Origin of the sequence: Leifsonia shinshuensis (genome assembly GCF_014217625.1) — a bacterium.
GTDB lineage: Bacteria > Actinomycetota > Actinomycetes > Actinomycetales > Microbacteriaceae > Leifsonia > Leifsonia shinshuensis_A.
Genome location: NZ_CP043641.1, coordinates 1,119,862 through 1,133,513 on the forward strand (window position 1 = coordinate 1,119,862; position 13,652 = coordinate 1,133,513).

Consider the following 13,652-nt stretch of genomic DNA (forward strand, 5'->3'; position numbering starts at 1 on the left):
AGATGGAGACCGTCATCGACGCGCAGTACGTGAGCGCACAGCTTGCACAGCGGCGAGAGGAGAGACTTGGACGTCTCCGAAGGCAAGGCCTCCGGCCCAGTAGCGCGCCGGCCGCCACCTGGATCGGCGACCTGCAACAAGGGGATGGCGGCAAAGGGGCGATGACAGACCGCCTCGCCGCGCAGCACGGCGTGGTCGTCCGGGTGCAAGGCGGCGACAACGCCGGCCACACTACGGTCTTCCAAGCCTCCGACGGCTCAGAAACGGTGGTGAAGAATCACCTCCTACCGTCGGGAATGCGGCACCCGAATGTGATCGGCGTTCTGGCCAACGGAGTCCTGATCAACCTCGAACGTCTCGCGTCCGAGTTGACGAGCTTCGAGGAGTTCGCGCCGGGTATAGGCGGCCGCGTCTTCGTGAGTGGGCGCGCTCACCTCATCTTGCCCCTTCACCGATCGGTCGACGACCGCCAGGAAGCCGCGCGTGAGGGCACTGGGTCCGCGATCGGGACCACGCGGAGAGGGATCGGCCCAGCGAACGTCTGCAAGGTGAACCGGATCGGTCTACGGGTCCACGACCTCGCCGATCCGAAGCTCATCGAGAAGAGGATCCGCGAAGCGGTCCAGTTCTTCGACCTGCCCGAGTACGAGGTCGAGCGAAATGTCGAGTGGGTTCGCCGCTACCGCGATGTGGCGCTCACAAGAGAAGTCGACTCTGCTCGACTCATCGAAGATCTCGTCGCTACGGATCATTCGGTCCTGTTCGAGGGAGCGCAAGGTCCTCTGATCGATCTGGAACACGGGATCTACCCTTACGTCACGACTTCTCCGACCGCGGTTCACTCGGTTGGGTCAGGAGCAGGATTCCACCCGCATCAGATCGATCATCGAATCGGAGTGCTCAAGGCATACCAGACCATGGTCGGGAACGGCGCGTTCGTCTCCGAGGACCTTTCCGACCTGGGGGACCGCCTTCGCTTGGAAGGTGACGAATTCGGAACGACCACCGGGCGCCAACGACGATGCGGCTGGCTGGATCTGGTCCAGGCTCGCTGGGCCATTGAGGTGAACCGATTCACGAGCGTGGCGATCACGAAGCTCGACGTTCTCGACACCTTCGAGAAGATCGGCGTGTGCGTCGGATACGAGCGTGATGGTGACACAGTGATCGAATTCGACGCAGAACACGAGTCCCTCGAGCGCTGTCGGCCGATCTTCCGGTACTTCGACGGATGGCTTCAACCAACCACCGGCACGCAGTCGTTCGAGGGACTGCCTGTCAAGGCACGGGAGTTCGTCGCTTTCGTCGAGGAGCAGCTCTCCGTGGAGGTTGGAGCGGTCACGGTCGGTCCGCGTGACACCGACATGCTCGTCCGAACGGGCACCTCGATCGACGGGCTCGTCGCGCAATGACCGCCAAGAGCCGCCTCGCACTCTTCGACGTCGATGGAACGCTGACTCCCATCCGGTCCATTTGGCAGCACCTCCTCGAAGCGAAGAACCGCTGGTCGCCACAGGGAGCCGACAACCTCAAGAGGTTCGTCGCGGGCGAAATCGGCTACGACGAGTTCTGTCAGCTCGACGCACAGCTGCTTGCTGGAGTCAGCTATCCGGAGCTGGCAAGCATCGCAGAAGACATCCCGCTGAGCGACGGGGTGCCAGAACTGTTCGACGGACTTCGGGAACGGGGCTATCGCATCGCTCTGATCTCGACGGGGCTGCGCGTGTTGACGAACACGATCGAACAACGGTTTCCGATCGACGCCTGCATAGCGAACGACCTGTCGACTGAAGACGGCATCTGCACAGGCGGTGCGATTCTCGAGGTCCATGAGAGCGACAAAGGATGCCGTGCACGCGAACTGATCCAGAAGTTCGGAAGCGAGCACACGCTTGCCGTGGGCGATGGCACCGCTGACGTCCCCATGTTTCGTGAAGCGGATCTCGCCGTCGCCGTCGGGGCCACCAGCCAGGCGGCCGCAAAGGCAGCTCACGTACGTCTCCCCCGACTCGACGCGACCGCAATCCTCGAGCTGGCCGACACTGCATTTCGCGACGAAAGGAGCATGCATGACTCGCCTGACCGCTGATTCACATCTCACTGTCTCGTTCGACGTAGCGTGCAAACGTCGTTACGACTACGTCGTCCTCGGCGGAGGAGGTACTGCGGCGGCCTTCGTCACCGGGGTCCTGGCTCGGCGCCCGACAGCGCGGATTCTGGTCCTGGAACAAGGCTCGTTTCTGCTGCCGAGCCATGTACAGAATCTCGGGGTTGCTTTCCAGCCGCTCATGTCTGCCGCCGCGGCGACACCGTGGCGGTCGGAGGGAGAGCTTGACTTGGTTTCGCAAGTGCCATTTCTTGGTGGGCGGACGCTCGTTTGGAGCGGCTCCGTCCCGGAGCCTTCCCGCGATCACCTCCGGCGTTGGCCAGAATCGATCGTCGACGACTTGGACGATCACTGGGAGGAAGCACGATCGTGGTTGGGCGCACGACCCGCGACTTCGCTCGCAGCAGAGTTCGGCAGCCTTCATGAGCAGCTTCGGGATCGTGTCTTCGATGTCAGTCGACGGAACCCTCATCTACTCACCCCACGCCGACCGGAGGAACTCGATGCGCCATTGGCGCATCCTGAGGATGCGAGTGGGATGACGTCCAAGTTCAGCGCGATCGGACCGCTGCTCCGCGCCGCGTCCGAGGCTCCTGCGTTCGACATCGTCACCTCGTGCTTCGTCGAGCAACTCGTGGGGCACCACGGGTCCATCACGCACGTATCCACGTCCTTGGGATCGCTCGATATCGGGGACGCGGCGCTAATTCTCGCGCTCGGCACGTCGGAGGCGACCGGACTCGTCCTCCGTTCCCAGAACACGGTGGACGCGGGGCACGCCGGGAGGAACCTCGCGGCCAACTCGGCGAGTTTCTTCATGTGCAGGATCCCGCGTGATGCGTTTGCGGGTCTCTCGACCGAAGGCCCAGAGCTGGCGGCGCTCTACGTCGACGGTCGCACAGAACAACGTGAGTTTCATCTTCATGTCTCGGCCGTTGCGACAACCGATCGCGATCGCGACCTCGAGCGCGTCTACCGGCTGATGCCGGACATGTTCGGCGACGAAACCCCCGCATTGGTGACCGATGAGAACCATGTGGTTCTGATAGTCCACGGACTCGCGGAGATCGCGGGCAAGGGCAGCGCTCCCGACGCCAGCCGCATCGAAATCGATAGTGACATCACCGTCGGTCGCTTCCATTTGGACACCGCCGATAGTGAAGCGTGGGATTCGCTAGACGAATGCGCTGATCAGATTCTCGACCGCCTGTCCGGAGGAGCGAGCATCGAATACTGGGAGAGAACCAGCCGAACGTGGGTGTCGCGGCTTGAATCCCGACGGATGCCCTTCGCCTTCCATGAAACGGGAACACTCTGGATGGGCAACGAATCGTCCGGCGCCGTGACCGACGAAGACGGGCGACTTCGCGGGTCCTCCAATGTCTACGTTCTCGGAGGCGCGGCATTTCCCACACGCGGTTCTTGGAATCCCTTCCTTACGATGGTTGCGCTCTCTCGTCGCCTCTCCCGGACCCTGGAGCAGTCCCACATGGTCTCCGGATGAGCGAGCGTCTGAAGCATCGCACCACCAGATCGCTGATCGTCAAAGTATGGGTTCTCACTGGCACTGTCGCGGTCGCCGACTTCATCTTCGGTGCGACCTTTGTCACGCTCATGGGACAGCGCGGCCTCGGCGCTGCACTGGTTGGCGGCTTGTTGTCGCTGACCGCCGTGACGGCGCTGCTCATCGAGACTCCGAGCGGCGCTTGGGGGGATCGATTCGGACACAAGCGACTCGTGAGCTGCGGCCTCGCCCTGTGGGGGGCCGGGTTGCTCGTCTTCTCCGTGGCGTCGAATCCCGCGGTGTTCGCAGCGGCGATCCTGCTCTGGTCGGGTGGGCTTGCCCTCTACAGCGGAGCATCCACAGCACTGCTGGTCAACACTTTGAACTCGGAAGGGCTGTCGCATCACGGCGAACACGCCATCCGAGGCTCTGAGACAATCCGCTGGGCCTCGGCTGCGCTGGGGGCGGTCCTCGTGGCTCTCGCAGGGTGGGCGATGGCCGATGGAGTCTCCATTGCGATTTCTGGAGGCCTGCTCGTCACCGCCGCGGTCTGGGTAACCTTCACCTGGCCTGACTCTCCTCGTCGTTCCGGGTCACCCATCGGTCGTTCGATGCAGCGGGGAGTCCGCTACATTCTTTCTCGCAAAGGGCGGCTCCTCCTGGCCCTCAGCGTGCTCGCGGCGATCGATCTGGCCATCGTCATCCTCACGTGGCAACCGATGACGGTCGACGTCGTCGGCTTCGATGCCGGCCTTCTGGGAATTGTGCTCCTTGTCCTCACTCTGTCCACAGCCGCAGGAGCGTGGACGACCCGATGGACACGTCGATGCTCGCCCGAGGTGGTGGTGGGCGCGACGCTGTCGATTGTGAACGCCTCCCTCGCCCTCGTGCTGCTGGGCGCGGTCGGTGCGATCGTGGCGTATGTTCTCGCCGAATTCCTGATCGGAATAGCGCTCACGACCCTGGCGGTCTGGGCGCAGGCCACGTTTCCCGACTCCATTCGCGCCACCGCCACCTCCCTTGTCGGCTCGGCGACGGGGGTCACCATGGCCATCACGAACGGGCTCATGGGGCAGCTTTGGCAAGCGCTCGGCCTCACATCTGCTGTGGCATGGTCCGCCGGCGTGTTAGTCGCCCTGCTCGGATCCGTCGGGACTCTTGCCGCGGTGACGCGATCGGCATCCCGAAGTGCGAATCAAGGAACGACGTGATCGACGACCCACAACTGCACATTCCGCTGCTCGTTGCGGCAGTGCTCGTAGCTGCGTTGACCTTGGTGCGAAACAGCGCCTATCTGGTCAGAATGTGGAGGCTGCCTCACCTATTCACGTCCGAGCGGGCTGCGGTCGCCGCTCGTGCGAAGGAATCCGATCGAGCAGTCGACCTTCATTTCGTCATTCCTGCGTACCAGGAGGTCGATGCGCTTCCCGCGACCTTCGCAGCCCTTCAGCGCTCGATCGAGCGTTCGCCCTATCGGGCCCAGATCACCGTGGTCACCTCCATCACCGACGAGCCGAAGGCCTCCGACCAAGACTGCACGCGGACCATCGCCGAACGACTCTGCGCTGACGTCGCGGGTTCACGCGTCCTTGTGGATCCGTCCCCAGTGCCGAGCATGGCATCGGCTTTCAATTACGGGATGCGCAGAATCGCGGCCGAAGTGGTAGGAAGCGAAGCTCAGGCATACGTCGTCGCCTACAACGCCGACTCGACGGCGTCGCCGGACACCGTGTGTGCCCTCGGCGACACGATCGTGGCGCGGGACCTGCCCGAGGTCCTCCAGCTGAATTACACGTCGCTCCGGAATGCCGATCTCATGCGCGGCGCGTCCGGTTGGTACGCGCTCGGAGCCGCCTATTATCAGACCCGCTGGGCCCTGGGCTTCGAGTTCGACCTCCATCGTAGGAACAGTGCTCGTTCTCGCCCCCAACCGCTCGGCCATTCCTATCATCTGAAGGGCCACGGGCTCGTCCTGCGCCTCGATCGAGCTCTCACTCTCGAGGGTTTGAGCACTCGAACTCCGTGCGAGGATCTCGAGCTCGGCTTTCGGCTCTCCCTCCTGAGGGTGCCGGTCGTCCCCGTCACGATCATGGAAGACACCGAATCACCCTCGACGGCCGTCGCGGTCACAGCCCAGAAGCGCTATTGGTTCTCGGGAATGGCGGATGTCGTCAATTTCCACCGACTTCATCCGCGTTTCCGGGCACGCGGCGTCTTCCGATATGAGCTTCAGCGAGCAGCATCGCTCTATCGCAGTGCAGGCTGCTTCCTCCTGGCTCCGGCACCGTATTGGTTTCTCGCTCTCTGTGGGATCCTGCTTGGTCAGCTATGGCTCGCCGCGATTCCCATCGTTTCTGCCGGTCTCAGCGTTCTGTTCATCCGGAGAGCCCTCCGCCTTCTCGGCACCGGCCACTCCCGGCTTCGCTTCGGCGAGATCTTCTCGTTGCCGTGCGCGGTGCTCGTGTGGTCGATGACGCGCAACATCGGGCCGATCCTCTACCTGTTCTCGGTGGTTCGCAGTCCTGACCGATCGCAACGATTGAGAGCCGTGCACCGACGACACATCGAAGAATCCGCGCACACGCAACAGCATCGTTGATCTGAAGCGGCGGTTCCGCCCTCCCCCCGATGACCACCCGCACCCCCTTCAGTGGGAGGATCGAACCATGACACCGCCGCCCTCCGACGACGCCCTGATCGCCCTTCCGAAAGCCGAACTCCACCTTCACATCGAGGGCACCCTCGAGCCCGATCTGGCGTTCGAGCTCGCCGGGCGCAACGGAGTGGACCTGCCGTACGCGACCGTCGAGGAGCTCGCGGCGCAGTACGACTTCTCCGACCTGCAGTCGTTCCTCGACCTGTACTACGCCACGATGGCCGTGCTGCGCACCGAGGACGACTTCGCCGAGCTCACCCGCCGCTACCTTCGCACGGCAGCCGCGCAGGGGGTCCGGCACGCCGAGCTGTTCTTCGACCCGCAGGCGCACGTCGCGCGCGGCATCCCGATCGAGGCCGTCGTGGACGGGATCGGCGGTGCGCTCGCGGAGGCCGAGCGCGACCTCGGGATGTCGGGCGGCCTCATCCTGTGCTTCCTGCGCGACCAGCCGGTGGAGTCCGCCGACGCCGTCCTCTCCGCCGCGCTCACCCGCCCGGAGCGGCTGCTCGGGGTCGGGCTCGACTCGGCCGAGGTCGGCTATCCGCCCGAGCTGTTCGCCGGCGTGTTCGCCCGCGCGAAGGACGCCGGGCTGCACGCCGTCGCGCACGCCGGAGAGGAGGGACCGCCCTCCTACATCGTGCAGGCGCTCGACCTGCTCGGTGTGGAACGCGTCGACCACGGCATCCGCGCCGCGGAGGACCCGGACCTGATGGCACGCCTGGCGGCCGACGGCATCCCGCTGACCGTGTGCCCGCTGTCCAACGTGCGCCTGCGCACGGTGCCCGACCTCGGCGCGCATCCGCTGCTGCGACTCGACGCCGCGGGCGTCCGCGTCACCGTGAACTCGGACGACCCGGCCTACTTCGGCGGCTACGTCGGCGACAACTACCTCGCGATCCGGGACGCGCTCGGTGTCACGGCCGACCAGGCGGAGCGGTTCGCCCGCACCTCCATCGACGCGTCGTTCGCGACTGCCGAGCGGAAGGCCGAGCTGCAGACGGAGGTGGACGCGTGGCGGGGGTGACCGGGGGCCGCGTCGGGAGCATCACCCGGCCGGACGGCCGCGCGGTGCGGTTCTTCGACACCGGCGAGGGCGCCGACGCCCACGTCGTCGCCGACCCCCCTGTGATCGTCTGGCACCACGGCACCCCGCAGACCGGCGCTGTCATCCCGCCCGTCGCCGAGGCGGCCGCCGCGCGCGGCCTCCGCGTCGTCTCGGTCGCCCGGCCCGGCTACCCCGGCTCCGACGCCCTCGCCGGCCGCAGCGTCGCCGACGCGGCGGCCGATGTGCTCGCCGTCCTCGACGAGCTCGGCGTCGACCGCTTCGCGACGCTCGGCGCCTCCGGCGGCGGCCCGCACGCGCTCGCCTGCGCCGCGCTCGCGCCCTCCCGCGTCCCGGCTGTCGTCTCCTTCGCCGGCATCGCGCCCTTTTGGGGCGACGTCGACTGGTTCGCCGGGATGGCCGACCCGGGCGGCCTGCGCGCCGCGCTCGCGGGCCGGGACGCCCGCGCAGCGTACGCCGAGACCGCCGAGTTCGAGCCGGAGTCGTTCACCGACCGCGATTACGAGACCCTGAAAGGCGCGTGGGCCGCGCTCGGCGCCGACGCCGGAGCCGGTGCGGCCGAGGGCCACGAAGGCGAAGTGGAGGACGACCTCGCCTACGTCTCCCCGTGGGGTGTCGAACTGGGCGCGGTGAGTGCGCCCACCCTCCTGGTGCAGGGCGGACGCGACCGCGTCATCCCGGCCACGCACGCGGGCTGGATGCTGGAGCGCCTCCGCCGGGGCGAGCTCTGGCTGCGCCCGCGAGAGGGCCACGTCTCAGTGCTGACCGCCCTCCCCGTGGCACTGGACTGGCTGGTCGCGACCTCCGCCCGCTGACGGAAACACGTCGCCTTTCTGTCAGTTCTTTCAGAAAAGCCCCGTTCTCCTGCTAGGGTCGCGGAAAGTCGATCGGCTGGGCCACCTCCCGGCGCGCCGTTTCCGTCCTGCGAAGGAGAGCTCATGACGACGACGTCCACTGCGCCCGCGCCCGCGCGCTCCGGCACCCTGCGCCGCAATCTCGGCCTGTGGGCCATCGTGGGCCTCGGCCTCGGCTACATGACGCCGACCGTCGTCTTCGACACCTTCGGCATCGTCTCCGACGAGACCAGCGGCGCCGTGCCCGCCGCCTACCTGGTGGCGCTCATCGTGATGATGTTCACGGCCGTCAGCTACGGAAAAATGGCCGGCGCCATCCCGAGCGCCGGGTCGGCGTACACGTACGTGCGGGAGTCCATCCACCCGAACCTCGGCTTCATGGTCGGCTGGACCTCGCTCATCGACTACGTGCTGCTGCCGATGGTGAACTGCCTGATCATCCGGCTCTACCTGGAGCAGGTGTTCCCCGACGTCCCCGGCTGGATCTGGGTCGTGATCTACTGCGCGGCCGTCACGACGCTCATCTACTTCACGATGCGCGGCACGTCGAACATCAACATGATCCTGCTCGTCTTCGCCATCGCGGTGATGACCGTGTTCGTCGTCATGGTCATCGCGCAGCTCGCGAACGGCGCGGGCGACGGCACGGTGGCCTCCGTCAAGCCGTTCTTCCACGACGGCGTCACCCTGTCGGCCGTCCTCACCGGCGCGACCGTGGTCTGCTTCTCGTTCATCGGCTTCGACGCGGTCACGATGTACGCCGAGGAGGCCAAGACGCCGAAGGTCATGCCGCGGGCGATCCTGCTGACGGTGCTGATCGGCGGGGCGATCTTCCTCATCGCCGGGTTCTTCACGCAGCTCCGGTTCCCGACGAACGCGCCGTTCGGCGAGTTCACCGACGACCCGCTCCCCCAGATCGGCCTGATCGTGGGCGGCCCGGTCTTCCAGGCGATCTTCGTCTCGGCCGGCTTCGCGGCGACGCTCGCCTCCGGCCTCGCCTCGCATGCGTCGGTGTCCCGGATGCTGCTGGTGATGGGCCGCAACAACGTCCTCCCGCGCCGGTTCTTCGGGTACATCGACCCGAAGACGCACACCCCCACGCTGAACATCGTGCTCGTCGGGGCGATCTCGCTGCTGGCCATGTCGTTCACGCTGGAGACGATCTCGGCCTTCATCAACTTCGGCGCGCTGATCGCGTTCACGTTCGTCAACATCTCGGTCATCGCCTGGTTCGCGATCCGCCAGGGCCGCCGCCGGACGTTCGGCGACATCGTGCGCTTCATCGTCCTCCCGGGGATCGGCATGCTGCTGACCGGCGTCCTCTGGGCGAACCTGCACGCGGACGCCCTGATCGGCGGCCTGATCTGGACGGCCATCGGCTTCGGCTATCTGCTCGTGCTCACGCGCGGCTTCCGCCGGCGCACCGCGGCGTTCGACGAGAACCAGCCGGTCACCGGCTTCACGACGGCGGTCGGGAAGGACCGGGAGCCGCGGGCGTAGGGTCACCCCGGTCCGCGGGAGCACTCCTCCTGGAGGTCGAGCTCGCCCCAGCGCGGGCCGCCGGGGACGACGTCGTAGCGGACGATCGTGCGGCCGTCCTCGATGGTGGCCTCGTAGGCGTTGTGCGTGAGCACGCCGTGCATGAGGTACGACAGCCGGCAGTCCGTCTCGCGGTAATAGAGTCCGTCGCGCTCCAGGATCCCGACCGACTCCGCCCACGCGTTCGAGTATGCGACGAGGTCGCGGCCGGGGACGGAGAGCCGCACATATTCCACCCCCAGGGCGAATCCGGACACGAAAACGATCGCCCCGCCGATCGGCAGCAGGGCGAGCGCGGCGACGACAGCCACAACAGAACCCCGACCCCCACCAGCAGAACGACCAGCAGAGACGGAGCCCAGGGCAGCACGGAACGCAGACGCATCCTGCCAGCCTCCCCGGCCTCCTCCCGTCGCCACGTCCGGCGAACGTCGCGACCGGATCATCCGCGCGATGTATCCGCACCTGCGAGTCGGCCGAACCGCGCGCCCGGGCCGCACTGTTCGTTCTAGGGTTGGCTCAAGTGTCGTGTCGTCGGGCGCCGCGCCATCCGCGCCCGACCCCGGGGAGGAGTACCGATGTCCGAGCTCGACCTCAACCAGCCGTTGACGCCTCCGGATGAGCCGGCGGCCGGGGTGAGCCTCACGCCGCCCGCCGCGGTGCCGGAGGTCGGCGGCGACCAGGCCGTCGGGATGGTCGCCGTCCCGGCCGACAAGCGGGCCGAGCTCGCGGCGAAGGCGGACGAGTTCGTCGCCGGACTCGCCGGGGTGGAGCCGGGCAGCCCCGAGTTCACCCGCCGCGTCGACGAGATCGCGCGGATGGGGGTGCAGGAGATCCGCTCCTCCTCCGAGGTGTCGAACCGGATGCTGCAGCGGCCGGAGTCCTCGCTCGCGGCGGCGCGGGGACGCGGCGGCCCCTCCGACCCGCAGACGCAGGTGGCGCAGACGCTGCAGCAGCTGCGCACGACGATCACCGACCTCGACCCGGGCCACGCCAACCTGTCCGGCTCGAAGGGCATCCTCGGGAGGCTGCCGGGCGGCAAGTCGCTCATGCGGTACTTCGAGCGCTACCAGCCCGCGCAGAAGCAGCTCGACGCGATCATCACCGCGCTCATCTCCGGTCAGGACGCCCTCCTGAAGGACAACGCGGCCATCGACCTGGAGCGCACCAACCTGTGGGCGACGATGGGCAAGCTCGGCGAGTACGCCACGCTCGCGAAGGCGCTGGACGACTCGATCGAGAAGCGTGCCGCCGAGCTGCGCGCGACCGACCCGCAGCGTGCGGACTCCCTGGTCGCCGACGCCCTGTTCCCGATCCGCCAGCGCCGCCAGGACCTGACGACGCAGATCGCCGTCTCGGTGCAGGGTTACCTCGCGCTCGACGCCATCCGGAAGAACAACCTGGAGCTGATCAAAGGCGTCGAGCGCGCCCGCACGACCACCGTCGCCGCGCTGCGCACCGCGATCATCGTCGCTCAGGCGCTCGGCAACCAGGAGCTGGTCCTCGACCAGATCAGCGCGCTCAATGACGCGACGAACTCCATGATCGACCGCACCGGCGAGCTGCTGCGGCAGCAGACGGCGCGCATTCACGAGGAGGCCGTCTCGACCGGGGTCAGCATCCAGACGCTGCAGCACGCGTTCGACAACGTGTTCGCGACGATGGACTCCATCGACAGCTACCGCGTGAAGGCGGTCGAGAGCATGGCGAAGACGGTGGACGCGCTGGAGCAGCAGATCACCCGGTCGCGGAGCTACGTAGACCGGTCGCACTCGGGCAGCTGAGGCGGCGTGGGGACGGCGCCCCCGCTCTGGCAGGTCGAGCCCTACGGCAGGTCGAGCCGCGACGTCCCGAACCGCTGCGTGAGGAACCGCCCGTTCACCAGCAGCGCCGACGCGTCCTGCTCGACCGCGGCGTCCCGCATGCGTTTCGCCGCGCGCTCCAGCTCGCCGAGCTGGCCGATCAGCGCGTCCGCCGCCTTGGTCCCGTCGGGCAGCACGTGCTCGGCCGTCCAGTCGGCGGGCAGGGACAGGTACGCGCGCAGGGTGTCGGGGAGGTAGACCGTCGCCGTGCGCCGCACCACGACCTCCGGCTCGCCCTGCCCCGCGACCCGCGGCAGGGCGTCGATGATGAGGCCCCCGATCCGCTCCACCTGCGCGACCGCCTCGGGCGGCACCCGCTGTCCCAGGCGTGCCGGGAGGGTGCGGAGGTCGCCCTCGATCGTGGCGTCGCGCACCTGGATCTCCGACCCGACGGGCTCCAGCCCGAGCGATTGCAGCGCGCGAGAGGAGGTCGCGGCATCCCCCGCGGCCTGTGCGGCGAGCGCAGCCACACGGCCGGCGAAGGCGGTGAGCCAGTCCCCGAGGCCGAGGGGGCGACGAGTGACGCTCACGCCGTTGTAGACGCGCTCGACCTCGCCGGTCCAGTGCGGACCGGGCTCGTACGCGAGGGAGAGGTTCTCCTCGGCGCCGATCAGGCTCACCCGCGCGATCGCCCCCGGCCGACGGAAAAGCCGGTCGGCGAGAGTACGCCTGCGCTCGACGACCAGCACCCGTGCCAGCAGCGCCGGGGCCAGCGCGCGCGCCACGCTCTCGACCAGCTCGGCCAGGAACGTCTGCGGGTCTTCCGCCGCCTCGCCATCCGTCGATTGCCCCACGCGCTCATCCAATCACGTCCCGCGATCGCTGGACGCCCCCGATTCGTGCGAGGCGGCGGGTTGCCCTCTCAGCGCCGCACGGCGGCGCGGAGGATCTGCGCGATACGTTCCTTGTCGGCGTCGTCGAGCTTGGTGAGGGCGAACCCGACCGGCCAGACGTTGCCGTCGTCCAGGGTGGCAGCCTGCTGGAACTCCAGCGTGGCGTAACGGATCTTGAACTTGGACCCCGGCTTGAACGCGACGACCGTCTTGCCGTCGGCGTCGGCGTACGCCGGCATCCCGTACCAGGTCTTGGCGGCGAGGTCGGTGTTGTCCGTGACCAGCTGGTGGAAGGCCTGGGCGAGCTCCTTGTCGGTCCCGGTCATCGCGGCGATCGCCTCATCGCACGCGGCGGCGGCGTCGGCCCCGGCCTGCTGCGCCTTCTTCTCGGCGACGGCGGCCTTGATCGCCGCCTTCTCCTCTTTGCTGAACGTGGTGTCGGCCATGGTGTCCCCTTCGTGTGAATCGTGCCGTGTTGTCGGCTGAGATTCAATCTACGGGCACGGGAGGCGGGGGGCTTCTCGATATCTGCTCGATTGGAGATAGCACTGCGAGCACGCTCGCCGCGGTCGAGATCAGTCGATGAGGCTCGGCGTCGGGATCGGGGTCTCCGGAGGCAGGTCGACCTTCACCGTGGTGCGACCGGTGTCGCCGACGATCGTGATCGTGAAGCGGTCGTGGTTCGGCCGGAGGATGACGGCGGCCGGGCGTCCGTCGCTCGCGCGTACTTCGCGCAGCTGCGTCGCCGCGTCCGCGGGTGTCCACTGGACGGTCGCGCCGCGGTCGCAGTCGTCGCTCACCTTCAGGAACAGCAGGCCGCCGATCGTCCGCGAGTCCACGATCCGGTGCTGCGAGACGTCCCACAGCACGGCGCCGGCCGCGGAGTTCGAGAGGGTCGTCCCGCAGATGACGAGCGGGGGGCGGCGGTGGTCGTCGTCTCACAACCAGTCACTCCGAGAAGGAGTGCGGACGCGGACGCCGTCGCGGCGATCATGCGGACAGCTCGGTGCCCTGCCGAGGGCCGGGTTCGCACGGCGGCGATCCTCACCCTCTCCCGCGCCGAGGGAGGAGGACGCCCGCGATGAGCGCCGCGACGACGACCGGTGTCACCACCGCCCACAGCCACGGCGGAACCGGCATGGCCAGGATGTTCGTCGGCGTGATGACGCACTCCCCACCCGACGGGCAGAATCCGGCGAGTCCGAGCGGCGCAGTCAGCACCAGCACGAGGAGG

Annotated in this window: 14 protein-coding genes; 9 read left to right on the forward strand and 5 right to left on the reverse strand. The window is 67.5% G+C overall.

The window, feature by feature from the left end:
• Window positions 1-2 precede the first annotated feature (2 nt).
• The 8 genes from F1C12_RS05425 to F1C12_RS05460 all read left to right on the forward strand — a co-directional run bounded on the left by F1C12_RS05425 (window position 3) and on the right by F1C12_RS05460 (window position 9,684).
• A complete protein-coding gene (locus F1C12_RS05425; protein ID WP_185277790.1) occupies window positions 3-1,412 on the forward strand; it encodes an adenylosuccinate synthase in 1,410 nt (469 codons plus the stop codon).
• Entirely contained in the window at window positions 1,409-2,089 is a 681-nt protein-coding gene (locus tag F1C12_RS05430) for an HAD family hydrolase (RefSeq protein WP_185277791.1), read from the forward strand. The genes F1C12_RS05425 and F1C12_RS05430 overlap by 4 nt, the downstream gene beginning before the upstream one ends.
• The gene (locus F1C12_RS05435) at window positions 2,070-3,611 is read left to right on the forward strand and encodes a GMC oxidoreductase (RefSeq protein ID WP_185277792.1); all 1,542 of its coding nucleotides are present in this window, start codon (window positions 2,070-2,072) and stop codon (window positions 3,609-3,611) included. Before F1C12_RS05430 ends, F1C12_RS05435 begins: the two co-directional genes overlap by 20 nt.
• Complete coding sequence (locus F1C12_RS05440; protein WP_185277793.1) at window positions 3,608-4,822, forward strand: MFS transporter; 1,215 nt, start codon at window positions 3,608-3,610, stop codon at window positions 4,820-4,822. The genes F1C12_RS05435 and F1C12_RS05440 overlap by 4 nt, the downstream gene beginning before the upstream one ends.
• Entirely contained in the window at window positions 4,819-6,210 is a 1,392-nt protein-coding gene (locus F1C12_RS05445; RefSeq protein WP_185277794.1) for a glycosyltransferase family 2 protein, read from the forward strand. Before F1C12_RS05440 ends, F1C12_RS05445 begins: the two co-directional genes overlap by 4 nt.
• Window positions 6,211-6,277: 67 nt before the next feature.
• Window positions 6,278-7,291 carry an adenosine deaminase gene (locus F1C12_RS05450; protein ID WP_219732686.1) on the forward strand — a complete coding sequence of 338 codons (1,014 nt, stop codon included), beginning with the start codon at window positions 6,278-6,280 and terminating at the stop codon, window positions 7,289-7,291.
• Window positions 7,279-8,145: an alpha/beta fold hydrolase gene (locus F1C12_RS05455; protein WP_258046131.1), complete on the forward strand. Its 867-nt coding sequence runs from the start codon at window positions 7,279-7,281 to the stop codon at window positions 8,143-8,145. The genes F1C12_RS05450 and F1C12_RS05455 overlap by 13 nt, the downstream gene beginning before the upstream one ends.
• 123 nt (window positions 8,146-8,268) lie before the next feature.
• A complete protein-coding gene (locus tag F1C12_RS05460) occupies window positions 8,269-9,684 on the forward strand; it encodes an APC family permease (protein WP_185277795.1) in 1,416 nt (471 codons plus the stop codon).
• A 2-nt stretch (window positions 9,685-9,686) separates the two neighbouring features.
• Here F1C12_RS05460 and F1C12_RS05465 read toward each other — a convergent pair whose 3' ends face one another.
• Window positions 9,687-10,034 carry a hypothetical protein gene (locus tag F1C12_RS05465; protein WP_185277796.1) on the reverse strand — a complete coding sequence of 116 codons (348 nt, stop codon included), beginning with the start codon at window positions 10,032-10,034 and terminating at the stop codon, window positions 9,687-9,689.
• A 267-nt stretch (window positions 10,035-10,301) separates the two neighbouring features.
• On the opposite strand from F1C12_RS05465, the gene F1C12_RS05470 reads away from it, so the two are divergent.
• Window positions 10,302-11,507, forward strand: coding sequence for a toxic anion resistance protein (locus tag F1C12_RS05470; protein WP_185277797.1), 1,206 nt, complete (start codon window positions 10,302-10,304; stop codon window positions 11,505-11,507).
• A gap of 41 nt (window positions 11,508-11,548) precedes the next feature.
• Here F1C12_RS05470 and F1C12_RS05475 read toward each other — a convergent pair whose 3' ends face one another.
• From F1C12_RS05475 to F1C12_RS05490, 4 genes are all read right to left on the reverse strand, one after another.
• Window positions 11,549-12,379, reverse strand: a complete 831-nt coding sequence (locus tag F1C12_RS05475; protein ID WP_185277798.1) for a hypothetical protein — start codon at window positions 12,377-12,379, stop codon at window positions 11,549-11,551.
• 68 nt (window positions 12,380-12,447) lie between these two features.
• Window positions 12,448-12,864 carry a DUF1801 domain-containing protein gene (locus F1C12_RS05480; RefSeq protein WP_258046132.1) on the reverse strand — a complete coding sequence of 139 codons (417 nt, stop codon included), beginning with the start codon at window positions 12,862-12,864 and terminating at the stop codon, window positions 12,448-12,450.
• Between the two features lie 129 nt (window positions 12,865-12,993).
• Window positions 12,994-13,287 carry a hypothetical protein gene (locus tag F1C12_RS05485; RefSeq protein ID WP_185277799.1) on the reverse strand — a complete coding sequence of 98 codons (294 nt, stop codon included), beginning with the start codon at window positions 13,285-13,287 and terminating at the stop codon, window positions 12,994-12,996.
• Between the two features lie 175 nt (window positions 13,288-13,462).
• Complete coding sequence (locus tag F1C12_RS05490; protein ID WP_185277800.1) at window positions 13,463-13,645, reverse strand: hypothetical protein; 183 nt, start codon at window positions 13,643-13,645, stop codon at window positions 13,463-13,465.
• Window positions 13,646-13,652 lie beyond the last annotated feature (7 nt).